This window comes from Streptomyces sp. IBSBF 3136, assembly GCF_036815105.1.
GTDB lineage: Bacteria > Actinomycetota > Actinomycetes > Streptomycetales > Streptomycetaceae > Streptomyces.
In genome coordinates this window covers 13,662-32,275 of the sequence record NZ_JAJSZC010000077.1, presented here as the reverse complement: position 1 = coordinate 32,275, position 18,614 = coordinate 13,662, and the positions used below count along the sequence as shown (strand labels likewise).

General features: G+C 72.2%; 14 protein-coding genes and 1 pseudogene. 13 read left to right on the top strand and 2 right to left on the bottom strand.

The window, feature by feature from the left end; translation table 11 throughout:
• Positions 1 to 15: 15 nt before the first annotated feature.
• The 5 genes and pseudogenes from V7E45_RS40635 to V7E45_RS18465 all read left to right on the top strand — a co-directional run.
• Positions 16 to 186 (top strand): annotated as a pseudogene (locus tag V7E45_RS40635) (hypothetical protein); the annotation flags it as partial.
• Positions 187 to 310: 124 nt separating this feature from the next.
• Positions 311 to 3,958 (top strand): type I polyketide synthase, encoded by a 3,648-nt coding sequence (locus V7E45_RS18480; protein WP_443056090.1) that lies wholly within the window; start codon positions 311 to 313, stop codon positions 3,956 to 3,958.
• Positions 3,959 to 4,029: 71 nt separating this feature from the next.
• Complete coding sequence (locus V7E45_RS18475) at positions 4,030 to 4,332, top strand: hypothetical protein (RefSeq protein ID WP_333775281.1); 303 nt, start codon at positions 4,030 to 4,032, stop codon at positions 4,330 to 4,332.
• 23 nt (positions 4,333 to 4,355) lie between these two features.
• The gene (locus V7E45_RS18470) at positions 4,356 to 5,234 is read left to right on the top strand and encodes a proline iminopeptidase-family hydrolase (RefSeq protein ID WP_333775280.1); all 879 of its coding nucleotides are present in this window, start codon (positions 4,356 to 4,358) and stop codon (positions 5,232 to 5,234) included.
• 31 nt (positions 5,235 to 5,265) lie between these two features.
• The gene (locus V7E45_RS18465) at positions 5,266 to 6,852 is read left to right on the top strand and encodes an amino acid adenylation domain-containing protein (RefSeq protein WP_333775279.1); all 1,587 of its coding nucleotides are present in this window, start codon (positions 5,266 to 5,268) and stop codon (positions 6,850 to 6,852) included.
• On the opposite strand, the gene V7E45_RS18460 is transcribed toward V7E45_RS18465, so the two are convergent.
• Positions 6,845 to 7,042, bottom strand: a complete 198-nt coding sequence (locus tag V7E45_RS18460; protein WP_333775278.1) for a hypothetical protein — start codon at positions 7,040 to 7,042, stop codon at positions 6,845 to 6,847. The genes V7E45_RS18465 and V7E45_RS18460 overlap by 8 nt on opposite strands.
• A 347-nt stretch (positions 7,043 to 7,389) precedes the next feature.
• Between V7E45_RS18460 and V7E45_RS18455 the strand changes: the two genes are divergently transcribed.
• The 3 genes from V7E45_RS18455 to V7E45_RS18445 all read left to right on the top strand — a co-directional run bounded on the left by V7E45_RS18455 (position 7,390) and on the right by V7E45_RS18445 (position 10,465).
• Entirely contained in the window at positions 7,390 to 7,848 is a 459-nt protein-coding gene (locus V7E45_RS18455; RefSeq protein WP_333775277.1) for a YbhB/YbcL family Raf kinase inhibitor-like protein, read from the top strand.
• Positions 7,845 to 10,016, top strand: a complete 2,172-nt coding sequence (locus tag V7E45_RS18450) for an FUSC family protein (RefSeq protein WP_333775276.1) — start codon at positions 7,845 to 7,847, stop codon at positions 10,014 to 10,016. Before V7E45_RS18455 ends, V7E45_RS18450 begins: the two co-directional genes overlap by 4 nt.
• A 170-nt stretch (positions 10,017 to 10,186) precedes the next feature.
• The gene (locus V7E45_RS18445; protein WP_133923181.1) at positions 10,187 to 10,465 is read left to right on the top strand and encodes a GlsB/YeaQ/YmgE family stress response membrane protein; all 279 of its coding nucleotides are present in this window, start codon (positions 10,187 to 10,189) and stop codon (positions 10,463 to 10,465) included.
• 99 nt (positions 10,466 to 10,564) lie between these two features.
• Here the strand turns inward: V7E45_RS18445 and V7E45_RS18440 are convergent, their stop codons facing one another.
• Complete coding sequence (locus V7E45_RS18440) at positions 10,565 to 11,116, bottom strand: hypothetical protein (RefSeq protein ID WP_333775275.1); 552 nt, start codon at positions 11,114 to 11,116, stop codon at positions 10,565 to 10,567.
• A gap of 144 nt (positions 11,117 to 11,260) precedes the next feature.
• Between V7E45_RS18440 and V7E45_RS18435 the strand changes: the two genes are divergently transcribed.
• The 5 genes from V7E45_RS18435 (at position 11,261) to V7E45_RS18415 (ending at position 18,565) form a co-directional block, all read left to right on the top strand.
• On the top strand, positions 11,261 to 12,418 hold the full coding sequence (locus V7E45_RS18435) for an ABC transporter substrate-binding protein (protein ID WP_333775274.1): 1,158 nt from the start codon (positions 11,261 to 11,263) through the stop codon (positions 12,416 to 12,418).
• A 16-nt stretch (positions 12,419 to 12,434) separates the two neighbouring features.
• Positions 12,435 to 13,334: an amidohydrolase family protein gene (locus tag V7E45_RS18430; RefSeq protein WP_333775273.1), complete on the top strand. Its 900-nt coding sequence runs from the start codon at positions 12,435 to 12,437 to the stop codon at positions 13,332 to 13,334.
• 185 nt (positions 13,335 to 13,519) lie between these two features.
• The gene (locus V7E45_RS18425; RefSeq protein WP_333775272.1) at positions 13,520 to 14,461 is read left to right on the top strand and encodes an ABC transporter ATP-binding protein; all 942 of its coding nucleotides are present in this window, start codon (positions 13,520 to 13,522) and stop codon (positions 14,459 to 14,461) included.
• The gene (locus tag V7E45_RS18420) at positions 14,458 to 15,813 is read left to right on the top strand and encodes an ABC transporter permease (RefSeq protein ID WP_333775271.1); all 1,356 of its coding nucleotides are present in this window, start codon (positions 14,458 to 14,460) and stop codon (positions 15,811 to 15,813) included. Before V7E45_RS18425 ends, V7E45_RS18420 begins: the two co-directional genes overlap by 4 nt.
• Positions 15,814 to 15,817: 4 nt before the next feature.
• On the top strand, positions 15,818 to 18,565 hold the full coding sequence (locus V7E45_RS18415) for a bifunctional YncE family protein/alkaline phosphatase family protein (protein ID WP_333775270.1): 2,748 nt from the start codon (positions 15,818 to 15,820) through the stop codon (positions 18,563 to 18,565).
• The last annotated feature ends 49 nt before the right edge of the window (positions 18,566 to 18,614 follow it).

The window sequence follows — 18,614 nt, the reverse complement described above, 5'->3', positions numbered from 1 at the left end:
GCGCGCGCGAGCTTGATGCAGGCGCTGCCGACCGGCGGTGCGATGGCGTCCGTCCGCGCCGAGGAGTCCGTCGTGCGGGCGGCCCTCGTGGACGGTGTCGAGATCGCCGCCGTCAACGGTTCTCGCTCGGTGGTGGTTTCGGGCGTCGATGACGCGGTGGTGGAGACGATCGAGCGTCTTCAGGACCACAAGGTCACGCGTCTGCGTGTCAGCCACGCGTTCCACTCCCCGCTGANACGCCCTCACCACCCTCTCCGCTCAAGGCGCGACCAAGTTCCTCGAACTCGGCCCGGACACCGTCCTGGCCGCCATGGCCGAGGACACCCTCCCCGCCGACACCACCCACACCATCGCCACCCAGCGCCGCGACCGCCCCGAATCCCACACCCTCCTCACCGCCCTCGGCACCCTCCACACCAGCGGCACGAATGTCGACTTCACCGCCCTCCACGCCACCGGACAACACCTCGACGACCTCCCCACCTACCCCTTCCAGCACCACCGCTACTGGCAGCCCGAGCGCGCGGCCGGGGCCGGTCCGGCGGCGCTGGGGCTGACCCCGGCCGAGCATCCGCTGCTCGGGGCGGCCGTTCCGCTCGCCGGTTCCGAGGCCGTGGTGTTCACCGGCCGTCTGTCGACGCAGACCGTGCCCTGGCTGGCCGACCATGCAGTGGGCGACTCGCTTCTGTTCCCGGGTACCGGATTCGTCGAGCTGGCGATCGCGGCGGGTGGTCAGGTCGGCTGCGCGTTCCTTGAGGAGCTGGTGCTGGCAGCGCCGCTCGCCCTGCCCGAGCAGGGCGGGACGTCGATCCAAGTGTCCGTGGGCGCGCCGGACGAGGAGGGCGGCCGTACCGTCTCCGTCCACGCCCGCACGGAGGACACCGAACCGTGGGTCCGTCACGCGGACGGAGTCCTGCGCCCGGCAGCGCCGTCGGACGCCACCGGGCTCACCCAGTGGCCGCCGACCGGGGCCGTGCCGGTGCCGGTCGCCGACGCCTACGAGACGATGTTCGCGCGCGGCTACGACTACGGGCCGGTGTTCCAGGGGCTGAGGGGTGCGTGGCAGCGCGGCGACGAGATGTTCGCGGAGATCGCGCTGCCGGAGCAGGCGCACAAGGACGCCGCCCGGTACGTCCTCCATCCAGCCCTGCTGGACGCCTCGTTGCACGCCCTGGGCCTGACCGGCGAAGCGGCGGACGGCTCCACCATGCTGCCGTTCTCCTGGAGCGGTGTCGCCGTGCACGCCCACGGTGCGCGCGGCCTGCGGGTCAGGATCACGCCGGCCGGTGACCGGGCCGTGGCCCTGGATCTGGCAGACCTCTCCGGCAGTCCCGTGGCCTCGGTCGGCGCGCTGAGCCTGCGGGAGATCACCGCCGAGCAGCTAGCCGTACTGCGGCAGGGCGGCGACTCGCTGTACCGGATCGACTGGCAGCCGGTCGCCCTGGTCCCGCCCGACACCTCCGACGTCCATTGGGTCAAGGTCGGTGGGGGTTGTCCGTACGCCGATCTCCCCGCCCTGGTCGAGGCCATCGACTTGGGCTCGGTCGGCGTGCCTCACGTGGTGTTCTGGCACAGCACGCCGATGCGGACCGACGCCCCGCAGGCCGATGTCCGCGCGACTCTCGCCGATGCGCTCGGGGCGGTACGACTCTGGCTGGCCGAGGACCGTTTCGCCGCCTCCGAGCTGGTGATCGTGACGAAGGGCGCGATGGCCGAAGACGGCTCGGAGGTCCGCCTGCACCAGGCGCCCGTCTGGGGTCTGGTCCGCGCGGCGCAGGCCGAGAACCCCGGCCGGTTCACCCTCGTCGACATCGACCACCTCAGCCACGCCGACCACCCCGACACCGCCCTCCTCGCCGCGCCGGCCACCGGTGAGCCCGAACTGATGCTCCGCGACGGCAAGTTCCACGTTCCCCGCCTGGTTCGCGAGCAGCGGCTGCCCACCGTGGCCGCTCCCATGCCCCTGGATCCCGCCGGCACCGTCCTCGTCACCGGGGGGACCGGCGGCCTCGGCGCTCTGCTGGCCCGGCACCTCGTCAGCCGTCACGGCATCCGACGGCTGGTCCTCACCAGTCGGAGCGGACCGGACGCGCCGGGTGCGGACCGTCTGCGCGACGTGCTGACCGGGCTCGGCGCCGATGTCCGCATAGTGGCCTGCGACGTCGGTGACCGCGAGGCAATGGCCGCCGTGCTCGCCGAGGTCGACCCGGCAGCGCCGCTCACGGCCGTCGTGCACGCGGCGGGCGCAGTCGACGACGGTGTGGTCGGTTCGCTGACCCCCCAGCGCGTCGAGACGACCCTGCGTCCGAAGGTCGACGGAGCGTGGCATCTGCACGAACTCACCGCCGGGCTGCCGCTCGCCGCGTTCGTGCTGCTGTCCTCGGCCGGAGGGCTGGTGCTCGCGGCCGGGCAGGGCGCTTACGCCGCGGGCAACGTCTTCCTCGACGCGCTCGCCCGGTACCGGACGGCCAACGGGCTGCCCGCGACCTCGCTGGCGTACGGCTTGTGGGGCATCGAGGCGGGCCTCGGCCAGTGGTTGACCGAGGCCGACCGGGGCCGGCTCGCCCGGCAGGGCTTCCCGCTCCTCACCGTCGAGGAGGGGCTGGCGGCCTTCGACGCCGGGCTGGTCACCGACCGGCCGACGCTCGTCCCCGTCCGACTTGAGGCTGCCGCGCTGCGGTCACGAGCCGACGAACTCCCGGCGCTGTTGCGTGGCTTCATGCCTCCTGCGAGGCGTCGAGCTGCCACGGGACCGGCGGACGCCGAGGATCTGGCCCGGCGTCTCGCGGGGCTCTCCGACGCGGAGCAGGAGCGGGAGCTCACCCAGTTGGTGCGTGCGCACGCCGCCGCCGTACTGGGGCACGAGAGCGCACGGGCCGTCGATCCAGAACGGGACTTCCTCGAGCTCGGGTTTGACTCCCTCGCGGCAGTCGAACTGCGCAACCGGCTGACGGCCGCGACCGGTCTGCGGCTGCCCCCGATGGCGGTGTTCGACAACAAGAACCCCACCGCCCTCGCCCGGCGGCTGCACACCGACCTGTCGCTGCCGCCCGCCGCCGCGACGGCACCTGGGGGGACACCGGACACTCTCGCCGACCTGTTCCGGGCTGCCGTGCTGTCCGACCAGGTGATCAAGGGGTTCGATCTCCTGCGTGCCGTGTCCGACCTGCGGCCGCGGTTCACCTGTGCCGCCGACTTCGGGCCCCTGCCCGACGGTGTCCGGCTCGCGGACGGGCCCGAGGAGCCCGTGCTGATCGGCATCAGCACCCCGATGGCGACCGGTGGCCCGCACCAACACGCGCGGCTCGCCGCCGCGTTCCGCGGTAGACGTCCCATGGTCACCCTGTCCAACCCGGGGTTCACGGCCGGGGAGCCCCTGCCGGACTCCACGGACGCGGTGATCGACTACCTCGCCGAAGGCGTGCTGCGGGCCGCCGCGGGGCGGCCGTTCGTCCTGCTCGGCTACTCGTCGGGTGGCACCCTCGCGCACGCCACGGCCGGCCACCTGGAACGCGTGCGCGGGGTCCGGCCCGCCGGTGTCGTCCTGATGGACACCTACCGGGTCGACCTGGAGGACCGCGACCAGGGCCGGCTCATGGAACAGCTCACCGTCGGACTGGTGCGGAAGGACCAGGCGTTCGGCCTGTTCCACAGCAGCGCCCTGTCCGCGATGAACCGCTACTTCGACCTCGTGCCGAGGTTCACCCTGGAGCCGCTGGAGGCGCCCGTGCTGTTCGTCGGGGCCACCGAGTCCTTCATGCCGTCCGGGGCGGCCGGGGACGGCGACGACTGGCAGGCCAAGCCCTGGGACCCGGCTCACCACCACGCCACCGTGCGGGCCACCCACTTCTCCATGATCGAGGACCATGCGGCCGAGGCGGGCGCGCTGGTCGAGGAGTGGATTGCCCGCGTCGCACGGCAGAGGACCACTTTCGCAGCCGGCCCTAGGGGTGACTAGGGGTTCTTGCCGGGCCGAGCCCTTCCTATCGTCATGGGTGAAATCGGGTGATCGACAAAACGGGAGCTGGAATGAGCGCTGACGGCAGCTGGGAGTTCACGATCGACAGCCCCATCGGCAAGCAGAGTCTGTGGGTGGACATGAAGGCGGAGGACGGCAAGCTGGTCGGCACGTGCCGGGCCAACGGCCAGGTCATCGACCCGAACATCATCGACGGCAAGATCGACGGCGACCTGATCTCCTTCAAGGTGAAGTCGCACAAGCCGGTCCCGCTGAAGATGACACTGACCCTGACCCGCAACGGCGACAGCATGACCGGCAAGGCGAAGCCCGGCATGTTCGGCACCTTCCCGGTCAGCGGCAAGCGGGTCTAGTGTTCCGCCCCACTGCCAAAGGCGTGGCGCCGTTCGGTGAGTTCAAGACCTGGTACCGGGTCACCGGCGAACTGTCGCCTCACCGGACGGCGCTCGTGGTGGCGCACGGTGGACCCGGCAGCACACACGACTACCTGGTGAGCCTGGCCGCCCTGTCCGAACTGGGCGTCCCGGTCGTGCACTACGACCAGATCGGCAACGGCGGTTCCAGCCATCTGCCGGACGTACCGGCCGACTTCTGGACCGTGGACCTGTTCCTCGCCGAGCTGGACAACCTGTTGCGCCATCTCGGCATCGCGGACAACTACCTGCTCTTCGGGCACTCCTGGGGCGGCCTGCTCGTCGCCAAGCACGCCGCGGGCGCCCCGGCCGGGCTGCGCGGCCTGGTCATCGCCGACGCCCCCGCCTCGTACCCGCTGTGGCTGGAACAGATGGACGTCCTGCGCGGCCGACTGCCCGCCGGCGTCAACGAGATCCTGCTGCGCCACGAGGCCGCCCGCACGACCGACAGCGACGAATACCACGCCGCCACCCGTGTCTTCTACGACCGGCACCTGTGCCGCCTCGACCCGTGGCCCCGCGCCTACCAGGCGTCGTTCTTCGAGATGTACAACGACCCGACGGTCTACTTCACGATGAACGGCCCCAGCGAGTTCCACGTGATCGGCTCCCTGCGCGACTGGGGCGTGACGGACTGCGTGTCCGGCATCACGGTGCCGACACTGCTGGTCTCCGGCCGCCACGACGAGGCCACGCCCGAGACGGTCCGGCCCTACGCGGAACTGATCCCGGACGTGCGCTGGGAGATCTTCGAGAACTCCAGCCACGTGCCGCACCTGGAGGAGCCGGAGCGGTTCCTCGACGTCATGACCGAGTACGTGAAGGCCGTGGCCTTCGGCTAGGTGTGCGGCCAGGAAGCAGAAGGACGAGAGCATGGCCGATGAGCGGTTCGTTCCCCGGTTCCCCGCCGACACGCTCGACGCGTTCGCGCTGGCGCCGGTGTCCCGTACGCCGGACAAGCCCGCCGTGGTGGAGGCCGCCGCCGGGGGAGTGACGTCGGTGTCGTACCGCGAACTCGCCCAGCGCGTCGAGGAGTACGCCAAGCAGCTCACGGCGGCCGGCGTGCGGATCGGCGACCGGGTGGTGGTCGCCTCCCACACCTCGGCGTCGGCGATCGCGGTCCTGCTCGCCTGCGCGCGCGTGGGGGCCGTCTTCATCCCCGTGGACCCCGACATACCGGCGCTGCGGCTCGACTCCATCGTCGAGGCGACCGGCCCCGCGCTCCTCCTGCACCCCGTCGGCGTCCCCGCCCGTACCCCCTCGGGCGACATCGCGCTCGGCACCTTCGACGCCGAGGGCGGCGTCGCCTTCGGCGGGGTGCGGAGCGCCGGGCGGCCCGCCCGTCGCACGGTGGTGGGCGGCGACCCGGCGTACATCATCTTCACCTCGGGCACCACCGGCCGACCCAAGGGCGTGGTCATGAGCCACCACGCGGCCCTGGCCTTCTACCGCGGCACCCAGCGCTTCGGCGCGGTGTCGCCCGACGACCGGGTGGCCAGCACCTCCCCGCTGGCCTTCGACGTGGCGCTGTTCGACATCTGCGTGACCTTGGGCACGGGCGCCACCCTGATCGCCGTACCCCGCGCCCACCTCAGCTTCCCGCGCCGCCTGCTCGGCCACCTGCGGGACACCGGGGCCACCGTCGTACACGGCGTGCCGTCGCTGTGGCGCCCACTGCTGCGCCACGAACCCGACGGCGTCGCGGCCCTCGGCGAGCGGCTGCGCGGCATCCTGTTCGCCGGCGAGAACTTCCCCCTCGCCGAGCTGCGCCGGCTGCGTACCCTGCTGCCGCACCTGCGGGTCGTCAACGCGTTCGGCGCCACCGAGACCGTCGCCTGCTCGTTCTCCGAGGTGCCCGACCCCCTGCCCGAGACCGCCGAGGCCCTGTCCATCGGGCGCGGCTACCCGGGCGCCGAGATCCTGCTCCTCGACGAGGCGGGCCTGCCCGTCGACGAGCCCGGGGTCACGGGGGAGATGTACATCCGCTGCCCGTCCCTCTTCTCCGGGTACTGGGACGACCCGGAGGCGACCCGGGCAGCCCTCGTCCCGGATCCGCTCGAACCACGCTCCGGCCAACTGGTATATCGGTCAGGCGACTTGGCGTACCGTGATGCCTCGGGCGAGCTGTACTTCCGCGGCCGTGCCGACTCCATGGTGAAGATACGCGGCAACAGGATCGAACTCGGCGAGGTGGAGCGCCGGTTGGCCGAGCACCCCGGCGTGAGCGCCGCACTGGTCCTTGCCCTCGACGGTGCGGACGGGGAAGCGGCCCTCACGGCCTTCGTCGTGGCACCCGCGGCCGGGGCCACCCCGGCGGAGCTGGCCGAGCTGTGCCGGCGGTCCATGCCCTCGTACATGATCCCCAAGAGGTTCCTCTTCCTCGACGAGCTGCCCCTGAGCGCCAACGGCAAGGCCGACCGCAAGGCACTGACAGCGCTGGCCGCGGCCGACGTCAGCTGACCACGCCCGGCACGACGCGCTCCGCCCGCCGCATGAGGACGGACACCTGCTTCTCCGCCGAAGCGCGCACCAGGTACTCACCGAGGAACTGCCCGCTGCGGCTGTGGACCTCGAACCGGTCGGCTATCTGGTGGATCCGGAATCCGTCCCGGCCGGCGGCCGGAGCGTTCATGGCGTCCTGAGCGATCATGATCTCGCATCCTTCTCGACAAGGCGTGGGGGCCATCCAGGGGAGCCCGTTCGTGGGACTGCTCATCAGTGTGGGCAGCCGGCCACGCCCGTCGTGTCGGCCGACCGGGGGACCGTGCGGTGGGCCCCGTTGTAGGCGAGGGGCGGAGGCCGTACGAAGGGGGACCGCCCCGCGGACGCCGGGGCGGACGCCCGGATCGGTGCCCCACGGGGAGCACCGAGGCCGCTACCCCGCGCCCGGATCGGTGTACCGCGGACAGCGCCCAGGCCGCCGCCGCAACCGCGCCACGCGCCCCGCTCGCACCGTTTGACCGGGCCGGGCGGCCCGGTGTGGGGGACGATGAAGACATGAAGATCAAGAGTCCGTCCTTCCAGGACGGGGACTTCATCCCCGTCGAGCACTCGGCCGACGGCGCCGAGGTACCGGTGCCGCTCGAGTTCGACGCGGTGCCCGTCGACGCGGCGAGCCTGGCCCTGGTGGTGCACGACCCGGACGTACCGCGGGAACTGCGGCCGGACGGGAACTTCGACCACTGGGTGGTGTGGAACATCCCGGCCGGGCAACGGCGGATGTACCCCGACGACATCCAGGTCGGAGTGGTGGGCGCCGGCACCAGCAACATCCGCGCCTGGATCGGTCCCGCGCCCCCGCCCGGGGACAAGGCACACCGCTACTTCTTCACGCTCTACGCCCTGGACACCGCATTCGACCTGCCCGGAGAGGCCGGCCGCGGGGAGCTGGAAGCCGCGATGGAGGGCCATGTGCTGGAGACGGCGGTACTGATGGGCCGCTTCCAGCGGGAGTGACCCGGCACCTCGCCGGCCGGCGCACCACCGGGCTGTTCAGCCCCGCACCCGGCAGCCGCCCGGCCGTCCTGGCCGGCCTCGGCAACGGGATCGTGATCAGTGCGCCGCTGCCGGCGGGCCTCGCCGTGGGCAACCCGCAGGCGGCGGCCTGGGCGACCCTGGGCGCCTACCTGGCGGCGTTCACCAACAAGGGCGGCGCCCGCGGGCCGCGCACGCGCGCCCTGCTGGTGGCCGCCGTGGTGGACGCCGCCGTCTTCTGGATCGGCGCGCGGGCGGCCGGGCTGTTCCCCGTGACGCTGGTCGTCCTCGCCGCCCTGGTGTTCCTCGCCGGCATGGGCACGACCGTCCACCCCACGCTGGAACGGCTCGGCACGATGCCCGCCACCGCGCTGCTCGTCGCCGCGGGAGCGGTCGGCACCACGCAAACACCTGCGCAGCTACGGCCCGCGGCACTGCTCGTGCTGGCCGGGGGCCTGTGGTACGCCGCCGCCACCGCCGTCCTGACACCCGCCCCACGCCTGCGCGACGTCCTGCGCACCCTCGCGCAGCCCTACCGCGCCGTCGGCCGCACGCTGAGCGGCCTCGCCGGCCCCTCCGCCCCGCGCCCCGCCCCGGCCCTCACGGCGGACGCGCTGCGCAGGGCCGAGGAGGCCACCCGCGCGCTGCGCGGCCCCCGGGGGGACGAGCACCTCGCCGACCTGACCGACCCGCTCGTGCGCAAGGCCGCCACCCTCGCCGACCTCACCGCCGCACTGGCCGCCACCGGCCCGCCGCCCGCCGCCGTGGCCATCCCCTACACCGCAGCCACCGCCCGGGCCGCGCAGCAGGTGGCACGGCTGGCCGACCACCTCACCCGGCGGCGGCCCGCCCCCGCCTCCGGCAGCGCGGCGGAGACCTCCGTGGCCCCGCTGGAGGCCGCCTGCGACCGGATGCGCGCCCAGAGCGCCGCGGGCACCCAGAGCTACCCCGACACCGCACGCGCCGGCCGCCAGCGCCGCATCCTGGGCCGTATCGACGCCGTCCTCACCGCCGCACGGACCGACGCCCACCGGCTCGCCCAGCTCGCCCGGACTCCGCTGCCCTCACCCGCCACCCGGGCGCCACGCCCCACGGCGGCCCGCCTGCGCGGCACCATGACCCTCACCTCGGCCACGTTCCGCCACGCCCTGCGCGCCACCACCGTGAGCACCGCGGTCTTCGCGCTCGCCCAGGCCACCGCGCTGCCGCACGGCGAGTGGGCGACCCTGGCGGTCCTGCGGGTGCTGCGCCCCCAGTACGCCGCCACCCGCGAACGGGTCGTCCAGCGCGTGATCGGCAACCTCGTCGGCGGGTCCTGCGCCGCCTTGCTCATCGCGGCCGTGCACACCCAGTCGGCCATCTGCCTCATCCTGTTCGTGATCATTACGGCGGGCTTCACCCTGCGACCGGTCAACTACGCCTTCTGGGTGATCTTCGGCACCCCCGTCGTCCTGCTGATCGGCGACGTCTCCCACCCCGGTGACTGGCACGACGCCCTCATCCGCATCGCCATGACCTTCCTCGGCACGACCGCGGCGCTGCTCGGCAGCCGTCTGCTGTGGCCCAGTTGGGAGCACCCGCGCCTGGCCGCCGAGACGGACCACGCACGCCGGGCCACCGCCGCCTACCTGGACACCGCGCTGCGTTCCCTCGCCGGCCCGGCCCCGGACGGAGACCTGGCCCATGCCCGGGCGGCGGCCGAGAAGGCCGTGGCGAGGGCCCAGAGCACGGCCCATCACGCCCACCGCGAACCCGGCCACGACCGGGCCGCCCTCGACCAGGAATCCGCCACCGTCGCGGCCCTGGACACGCTCGTCGCGCTGATCGCCGCCCTGATGACGCACCGCACCGCCCGCGCGGCGCACGTTCCCGCGCTCGCCCTCTACGCCGGCCACGCGGCGCCGGCCCTCGACCCGCCGAGGGGCGAGGACACCGCCGTGCACACCGACGCGCTGGCCCAGGCGGTCGAGGAGATGTCCCTCTACCTCGAGGACCTGCACACCAGGCGCCGCCAGGAGCTGGCCACCGAGCGCGGCGGTGACACCACGGTCCGCGTGCGGATCCGGGAGACGGCACCCGTCATCGAACTTCTCACCACGATCGCCCACACCCTCCCCGAGCCCGGTCGGGGCCCGTCGCCGGCCACCTGATCAGGGCAGCGGCCCGGCATCCGGGAAGGCTTCGGCCCCGGTGCCCGGGGTACGCGGCCGTCCGTGCATCCGCTCGCGGACAGGGAACTGACGGAGGGGACGTTTGTGCGAGGGAATCCGGTGCACAAGTGAGCTAACAAAATCTTTATCCGAGCACCTGGAGGGGCACCATGGGAATTCTCGCGTGGATCATCATCGGGCTGCTGGCCGGCGCCATCGCCAAGGCCCTGATGCCGGGCAAGGACCCCGGCGGCATCATCATCACCATGCTCATCGGGGTCGCGGGCGGTCTGCTCGGTGGCTGGCTGGGCAAGGTCATCTTCGGTGTCGACTCCATCGACGGCTTCTTCGACCTCTCGACCTGGATCGCCGCGATAGTCGGCTCCCTCATCCTGCTCGCCCTGTACCGCGTCTTCACCGGCAACCGGCACTCGCACCGCCACGCGTGACCCGCTCCGGTCGCTCACGCCGGACGGCTCCCTCCCGCTCGCGGGACGGGAGCCGTCGGTGTCTACGGGGTCAGCCGGTCTCCGGGTGAGAAGTCCGGGTCATTCGCCGGCCTGGTCCTCCGGTTCAGGGCCGGGCGCGTCACCGATGGCCACGCGCAGGTCGTGCATGCCCTGCAGGATGTCGATGAGCGCCTCTTCGGCGCCGCTCAGAGCGTGCCGGGTGCCCTCCGCATCCCCGCGCTCGGCGTGCAGCTGGGCGCTCAGCGTGTACACCGCCGTCATGACGGCGGCGAAGGCCGCCTCCCGGCCCGGCGGCAGCTCCTCAGCCTCGGGCTCGGAGACCTGCAGCGCGGTGCGCTGCAGCCGGTTCGTCACCACGTTCACCGCGACGCCGGGGTCCTCGCCCAGTTGCTCCCCCCAGCCGAGCAGCGTCTCGAAGACGTCCTCGACCTCCCCGTCCTCGGTCAGCCGGGTCGCGGCGGTGATCTCGAGCTCCGTCTTCGCCAGCAGACTGCCGAGCAGGCGCAGGCGGTCCTGGTCCCGCGCCTCCTCGGCCCGCTGCCCCGCATCCGCCCCTGGTTCTGCCGCCAGGGCGGCCAGCGCCGCGCGGATCTGGTCGGCGCTCACCGGGTGCTCACTGATGACGTTCACCCCTCCAGCTTCACCCAGTGACGGCGTACCCGCCCGCCCGGAGAGGGCCGGTCACTCCAGGCGCCGGCCCGCGCGCTGCTTCCCGGGGCCCGGCAGCGCGGCGAACACATAATCGGTTGCGGGCCGGCGACGGCGGTGGATGCAATGTCCGCCATGGTCACCCGCGTACACCCGCCACAGCGGGACGGGACGGCGCGCGCCGACGGCACATCCGTCAAGATCGGCGCCCTCGTGCCGCTGACCCGGCCCGGCTGGGCCGAGGCGGGCCGGCACCTGCTGGCCGGACTCGAACTGGCGGTTGACGAGGTCAACGACGCCGGTGGCATCGGCGGGAGCCCACTCGAGCTGGTGGTCCGGGACACGGCGGCCGACCCGCGGCGGGCGGCAGCGGCGGTGGACGAACTGGCCCGTCTGGGTGTGGCGGCCCTCGCGGGGGAGTACCACAGCGTCGTCGCCCGCACCGCAGCCGCCCGGGCCGACACCCTCGGTCTTCCGTTCCTGTGCTCGTCGGCCGTTCTCGACGCGCTCACCGAACAGCCCACGCGGTGGGTCGCGCGGCTCGCCGCGGCCCAGTCCCACGGCTGGCGGATCTACGCGGACTTCCTCCTCGGCGCGGGCCACAGCCGGATCGCCCTAGCGGCCCAGCCCAGCGTCTACTGGTCCTCCGGCACCCGCATCCTGCGGGACCACCTCACCGCTCGCGGCGCCACCGTGGTCGAACTCGACCCGAGCGCGCAGGCTGAAAGCGACATGAGCGCGCAGGCCGCCGCCACAGCGGTGTGCGACGCTCTCGTCGGCCACCGCGCGACGGCCCTCCTCCTTCTGGTCGGCCACCCCGAACCGGCGGTGTCGATCGTCAGGTCGGTCCGCCACGACCAGCGCCTGGCCGGGGTCATGATCGGTGCTCCGGCCGGGCAGCCCGAGTTCGCCGGATGGACCGAGGCGCTGGGTGCCGACGGCACCGGCGTCCCGTTCCTGCGTTATCTGCCCGAGCGCCTCGGCCCGCTCGGGGCACGCGTCGGGACGGCCCTTCGCGAACGGCTGGGCCAAGCACCCTCCTTCGTCGCCTTCGAGGGCTACGACACGGTCACCGTCCTCGCCGAAGCGCTGCGTGTCCACGGCGCGGACCGGGCGGCTGTCGCCGCGTCCTGGCCGCATGTCGCCGTCGAAGGCACCCGTGGGAAGATCCGGTTCTCCCGCGCGCCGGGCATCGGCGTGTGGCAGTGGGCATGGCCGCCCGTCCAGGTCGTCGACCGGGATCCGGCGGAACCCGCCCGCTTCCGGATCCTTCACACCGGCTGAGAGAAGGCGGTACCTGGTGAGTTCCCCCCGCACGGCGACGGAAGAGGAAGCCGGAGAGGTCCGCCGCTTCTGGACCGGGCTCGGCCTCCCCGGACTCGTCGACGTCCACACCCACTTCATGCCCGAGCGGGTCCTGCACAAGGTATGGGACTACTTCGACACCAACGGGCCGCTGATCGGCGGCCTGGAGTGGCCCATCACCTACCGGGCGCAGGAGGAGGAACGTACGGCCGTGCTACGGCGGTTCGGGGTCCGGGCCTTCACCTCGATGCTCTACCCGCACAAGCCCGGCATGGCCCGATGGCTGAACGGATGGGCGGCCGACTTCGCCCGCCGCACTCCCGACTGCCTCCACACCGCCACCCTCTATCCCGAGCCGGACGTCGAGTCCTACGTCCGCGAGGCCGTCGAAGCCGGCGCGCGGGTGTTCAAGGCACACGTACAGGTGGGGGCCTACGACCCGGCCGACGAACGTCTCCAGCGGGCCTGGGGCCTGCTGGCCGAGGCCCGCGTCCCCGTGGTGGTGCACTGCGGCTCGGGCCCCGCGCCCGGCAAGCACACCGGCCCCGAGCCCATCGCGCGGGTCCTGGCACGTAACCCCGAACTGCGTCTGATCGTCGCGCACATGGGCATGCCCGAGTACGAGGAGTTCCTCGACCTCGCCGAACGGTACGCGCAGGTGCGCCTCGACACGACGATGGTGTTCACCGACTTCAGCGAGGGATTCATGCCGTTCCCGCGCCGGGCCCTGCCACGGCTCGCCGCGCTGGGCGACCGCATCCTGCTCGGTTCCGACTTCCCCAACATCCCCTACCCCTATCTGCACCAACTCCAGGCCCTGGAGCGGCTGGGACTCGGCCAGGACTGGCTGCGGGCGGTCTGCCACGACAACGGGGCCCGCCTGTTCGCCCTCTGACCGCCGCCGCCCACCCCGCGCGGGTGTTCCCCGGCGCCGACCCGGTCTGGCTCGATGCCGACTGTTTTGCGCCGCCCCGGACTTACAACCCCTTGACGATCCGTTCCATGAGCGTTCAATTGGCCGTCCGTGCGCGCGTCGTGTGCCGTCCCTAAGGTCCCTGAAGGTTGCGGAAGAAGGGACTCATGGACTCACCTCTCGCGGTCCGGGCTCGTGGGATCACCAAGTGTTTCGGCGACGTCGTCGCGCTCGACGGCATCGATCTGGATGTGGCGCGGGGCCAGATCCACGGCCTGGTCGGACCGAACGGAGCCGGCAAGACGACGCTGCTCGGCCTCCTGCTCGGTCTGTCCGTCGCGGACGCCGGCACCCTCGAGATCCTTGACACGCCGGTCCGGCGGGCGCTCACCGCTCCCGACGGCGTGGCCGGATTCGTGGACGGGCCCGGCCTCTACCCTTCGCTCACCGCCCGGCAGAACCTCACCGCCCTGGCCGCTCTGCGCGGACAGGACGCGAGGACGGCCGGGGTCGACGACGTCCTCGACCAGGTCGGGCTCACCGATGTCGCCGACGACCAGGTCCGTGGCTTCTCCCTCGGCATGCGCCAGCGGCTCGGCCTCGCCGCGGCCCTGCTCACCAGGCCCCGGCTGCTCGTGCTGGACGAGCCGTCCAACGGCCTGGATCCGGCCGGGAAGAGGCACGTGCACGGGGTCCTCACCCGGCTCGCCGCGGACGGGACCGGCGTCGTGCTCTCCAGCCACCGCATGGACGACCTCCAGGCCCTGTGCTCCGAAGTCACCATCATCGCCACCGGACGGGTCGTCTTCTCCGGCCCGCTCAGCAAACTGGCCGCCGAGAACCGCGAACTCGACTACCGGCTGCTGACCTCGGACCCGCACGCCGCCCGGCTGCTGGCCGCCGACGCGGCCGGGGTCCGGATCGTCGACGACACCGGGGCACGCCACGACGCCGACGCGCTGATCCTGCGCGCGCTGGTGCCCGCCCTGGACGAGTTCGTGGCCCGGCTCGTGCGCGCGGGCGTCGCGCTGCGCGAGCTCGCCCCCGTGATCTCGCCACTCGAAGCCGCGTTCCTCGCCCTCACCGAGTCCCAGGAGGCCGGCCGATGACCGCGACCGTCACCGACGGCAACGTTGCCACCGCCCACCCCGTCTCGGTCTCCCGCGGCTACCGCTTCGAGATGTTCAAGCTGGTCGCGCAGTGGCGGATCCGCCTGCTGGTCCTCGCCTGCTGGATCACGCCGGGACTCTTCGTCGCCGCCGTCAGTGGACAGAGCACCCTGCCCGTCGACACGCTCTTCGGCCGCTGGATGCACGCCACCGGCTGGGCCGGACCGCTGGTGACCCTCGGCTTCGCCGGCACCTGGGCACTCCCGCTGCTCACCTCGGTGGTCGCCGGCGACGTCTTCGCCTCCGAGGACCGGCTCGGCACCTGGCGCCACCTGCTCGTGGTGGTCCGGTCGCCCGGACGGATCTTCGCGGCGAAGGCGCTGGCCAGTCTCACCGTTCTGCTGCTGCTCGTGGCCGGGCTCGCCTGTTCCAGTGTCGTCGGGGGTCTTCTGGCGGTCGGCAACCAGCCGCTGGTCGGCCTCGACGGCCATCTGCTGGCCCCCGGGGACGCCGCGGCGAAGGTCCTGCTCGCCTGGGCCTGCGTCCTGGCCCCGACCCTGGCGCTCGCCGCGATCGGTCTGCTCGGATCGGTCATCCTGGGGCGCTCCCCGATGGGGCTGCTGGTGCCCGCGGTCGTCGCGCTCGCGATGCAGCTCGCCCAGATGCTGCCGCTCCCCGCCGACGTACGACTCGCCCTGCCCGGCTACGCCTTCATCGCCTGGAACGGCCTGTTCACCAGCCCGGTACAGCTGGGCCCGCTCCTCATCGGCACCGTGGTGAGCCTGGTGTGGGCGGTGGTCGCGACGGCGGCGGCCCGTCTGCTGTTCGTACGGCGCGACTTCACCAGCGCGGGCTACGACGGTTCGGGACGTCGCGCGGTCACCGCCGGAGTCCTGCCGCCGGCCGCACTGGTCGCCGTGACCGTCGCCGTGGTCGCCGCGACGACGGGGGCCACGGGATCCGGGATCGAACAGGCCAAGGTGCAGCGCTCGCTCGCCACCGCCTTCGCCCACCTCTACCGCATGCAGACCGAGCAGCTCAACCGGCCCCGCGTCACCGAAGCCCAGCTGAAGGCCACGGCCACCTGCGACAAGGGCAGCGTCAGGGTGGCCGCCGAAGGCCCGGGCAACGACTGGCGTTGCGTCGTCTCCTGGCACCTCCCCGGCGTCGAGGCCGCGGGCACGGCCGTCTACCAACTCGACGTCACCCCGGACGGGCGGTTCATGGCCGACGGCGATGGACCGAAGGAAGTGAACGGCTACTTCCTGGTGCGGACCCCGAGCGGCGACGCACCGAACCCCCTTTGGCAGTTCGACGGCAACGTCGAGCTTCTCCGCGCCTCGAAGGAATGACTCCATGCAGGTAACTCGCAACCGCCGGACCGTCGAGACAAGCCTTCTCGGTAGACGCGTCGGTCGTCGGAGCACCCTCACGGCAGCCGCGACCGCGGTCGTCCTGGCCGTCACCGCCGGTGTCGGTTACGCCCAGACACACCAGTTCGGCACCGATCAGGTCGGCCAGACCACCGACCGGGGCCAGGTCATCTCCAGCGACCAGTACATCGCCCCCTACGGCGACCGCCTCGTCATCAACAACGGCAAGATCATGTCGTCCTCCGTCAGCCCGGACGGCACCCACCTCGCGGCCGCCGTCACCGACGGCGGGAGCGCGTTGGCCATCGTCGACGTGCACGGCTGGAAGGTCCAGCAGGTCGTCGGCACCGCCGCGTCGTCGGTGCCGCGCATCAGCAGCAACAGCGTGGGCCAGGAAGGCCCCACGTACTCGCCCGACGGCAAGCAGCTCTGGCTCGGGCAGACCGACGGCTACACCCGGTTCACGGTGAACCCGGACGGCACCGTCAGCGACCCGACGTCGATCAAGATCCCGGCGGACGGGACCAAGCACGCGCTGGTCGGCGAGGCGGTCTTCTCCGCCGACGGCTCCACCGTCTACGCGGCGGTCAACGGCCAGAACCGGGTGGTGGCCCTCGACGCGGCGACCGGCGCCGTCAAGCGGAGCTGGACCGTGGGCAACGCCCCGCGCGACATGGTCCAGGTCGGTGACAAGCTCTACGTCAGCAACGAGGGCGGGCGCCCGGCCAAGCCCGGCGACACCACCATGAACTCGTACGGCACCCAGGTCCCCGCGAACCCGAAGACCGGTGCCACCACCACCGGTTCGGTCAGCGTCATCGACCTGGCGAACCCCGACGCCGTCCCGTCGAGCATCGACGTCGGCCTGCACCCGACGGCGCTGTACGCCAAGGGTGGGGCGCTGTTCGTCACCGACACCGCCTCCAACGACGTGTCGGTCATCGACACCGGCAAGGACAAGGTCGTCCAGACCATCGACACCCGGCCGTGGCCCGAGGCGTCGGTCGGCTACGAACCCGACGCCGTGACGCTCACCGACGACGGCCGCCTGCTGGTGACGCTCGGCCGGGCCAACGCCGTCGCCGTCTACCGCTACAAGGGCCCGCAGGAGCCGGTCGGTTACGTCGGACTGCTCCCGACCGACTACTTCCCCGCGGAGATCACCACCGTCGGCGACCAGGTGCTGGTCTCCAACACCCGTGGCATAGACGCCCGCAGGCCCACCACCAGCGCCGGACACGGCACCCACGACACCACGTCGAGCCTCCAGCGCTTCACGCTGCCGGACGACAGCGTCATCAGGTCCCAGACGGTCAAGGTGTTCAGGCAGAACGGCTGGGCCCCCGGCTCCGTCAAGGTCGCCAAGGGCAAGAGCCACGCCAGGCCGGTCCCGGTCCCGCAGCGGCTCGGCGACCCCTCGACGATCAAGCACGTCTTCCTGATCGTCAAGGAGAACCGCACCTACGACCAGGTCTTCGGCGACATCCCCCAGGGCAACGGCGACCCCTCGGTGACCCAGTTCGGCGAGAACGTGACGCCGAACCAGCACGCCCTGGCCGACCAGTTCGGGCTGTACGACAACACCTACGACATCGGCACGAACTCCGCCGAGGGCCACAACTGGCTGATGCAGGCCGACGACCCGGAGTACACCGAGTCCTCCGCCGGCGAGTACGCCCGCAGCTACGACACCGAGGACGACGCGCTCGGCCACCAGAGGTCCGGCTTCCTGTGGACCGGCGCGCAGGCGGCGGACAAGACCGTACGGGACTTCGGCGAGTTCCAGTCGATCGAGAGCAAGCCGGCCGACGCGTCCTGGCAGAACCTGTACTGCGACGCCAAGAACATGGCCGCGACCGGGCAGAGCACCGCCTACCCGATCAAGACGGGCTCGGCGATCCCGTCGCTCAACGACGTGTCCGTGCCCGGCTTCCCGATGTTCGACACGAGCGTCCCGGACGTCTACAAGTACGAGATCTGGAAGCAGGACTTCGAGAAGAACGGTCCGGCGAACCTGAACATGTTCTGGCTCTCCAACGACCACACCGGTGGTCCGGCGAGCCCGGCGGCCCAGGTGGCGGACAACGACCTCGCGGTCGGCAGGATGGTCGCCGAGATCTCGCACAGCAAGTACTGGAAGGACTCGGCCGTCTTCGTCGTCGAGGACGACTCCCAGGCCGGCCTCGACCACGTCGACGGCCATCGTGCCCCGATCCAGATCATCAGTCCCTGGGCGCAGCACGGCACCGTCGACAGCCACTACTACTCGCAGATCACGGCGATCCGCACCATCGAGCAGATCCTCGGGATCCACCCGATGAACCAGAAGGACAGCGCGGCCAGCCCGATGGCCGGGGCCTTCACCCGGAAGCCGGACTTCACGCCGTTCACGGCGCTGCCCAACCGCACCTCGCTGACCGACGGCCTGAAGACCCCGCCCGCCTGCGGTGTCGACACCCCCGCCGCGCAGGACCCCAAGGCGGCGCCCGTCCCGTCGTCCAAGGTCCCCGCGGACAAGCGGCAGCTCGCCGCGACCTGGGACACCTGGAAGTCCAAGCAGCGGCTGACCGGACCCCACGCCGTGCCCGACTACGCCAACCCCGCGCAGCTGAACCACCTCACGTGGTACCAGACGCACAACTGGGCCAAGCCGTACCCCGGTGAGAGCAAGATCTACGCTCCGAACGACGTGCCGGGCGCCTACCTGCCGTCGCCGGAGTCCGACGGCTGACGCGGCCGATCGTCCCGAGGTCCCCTGGCCGGCCGCACCGCCGGCCAGG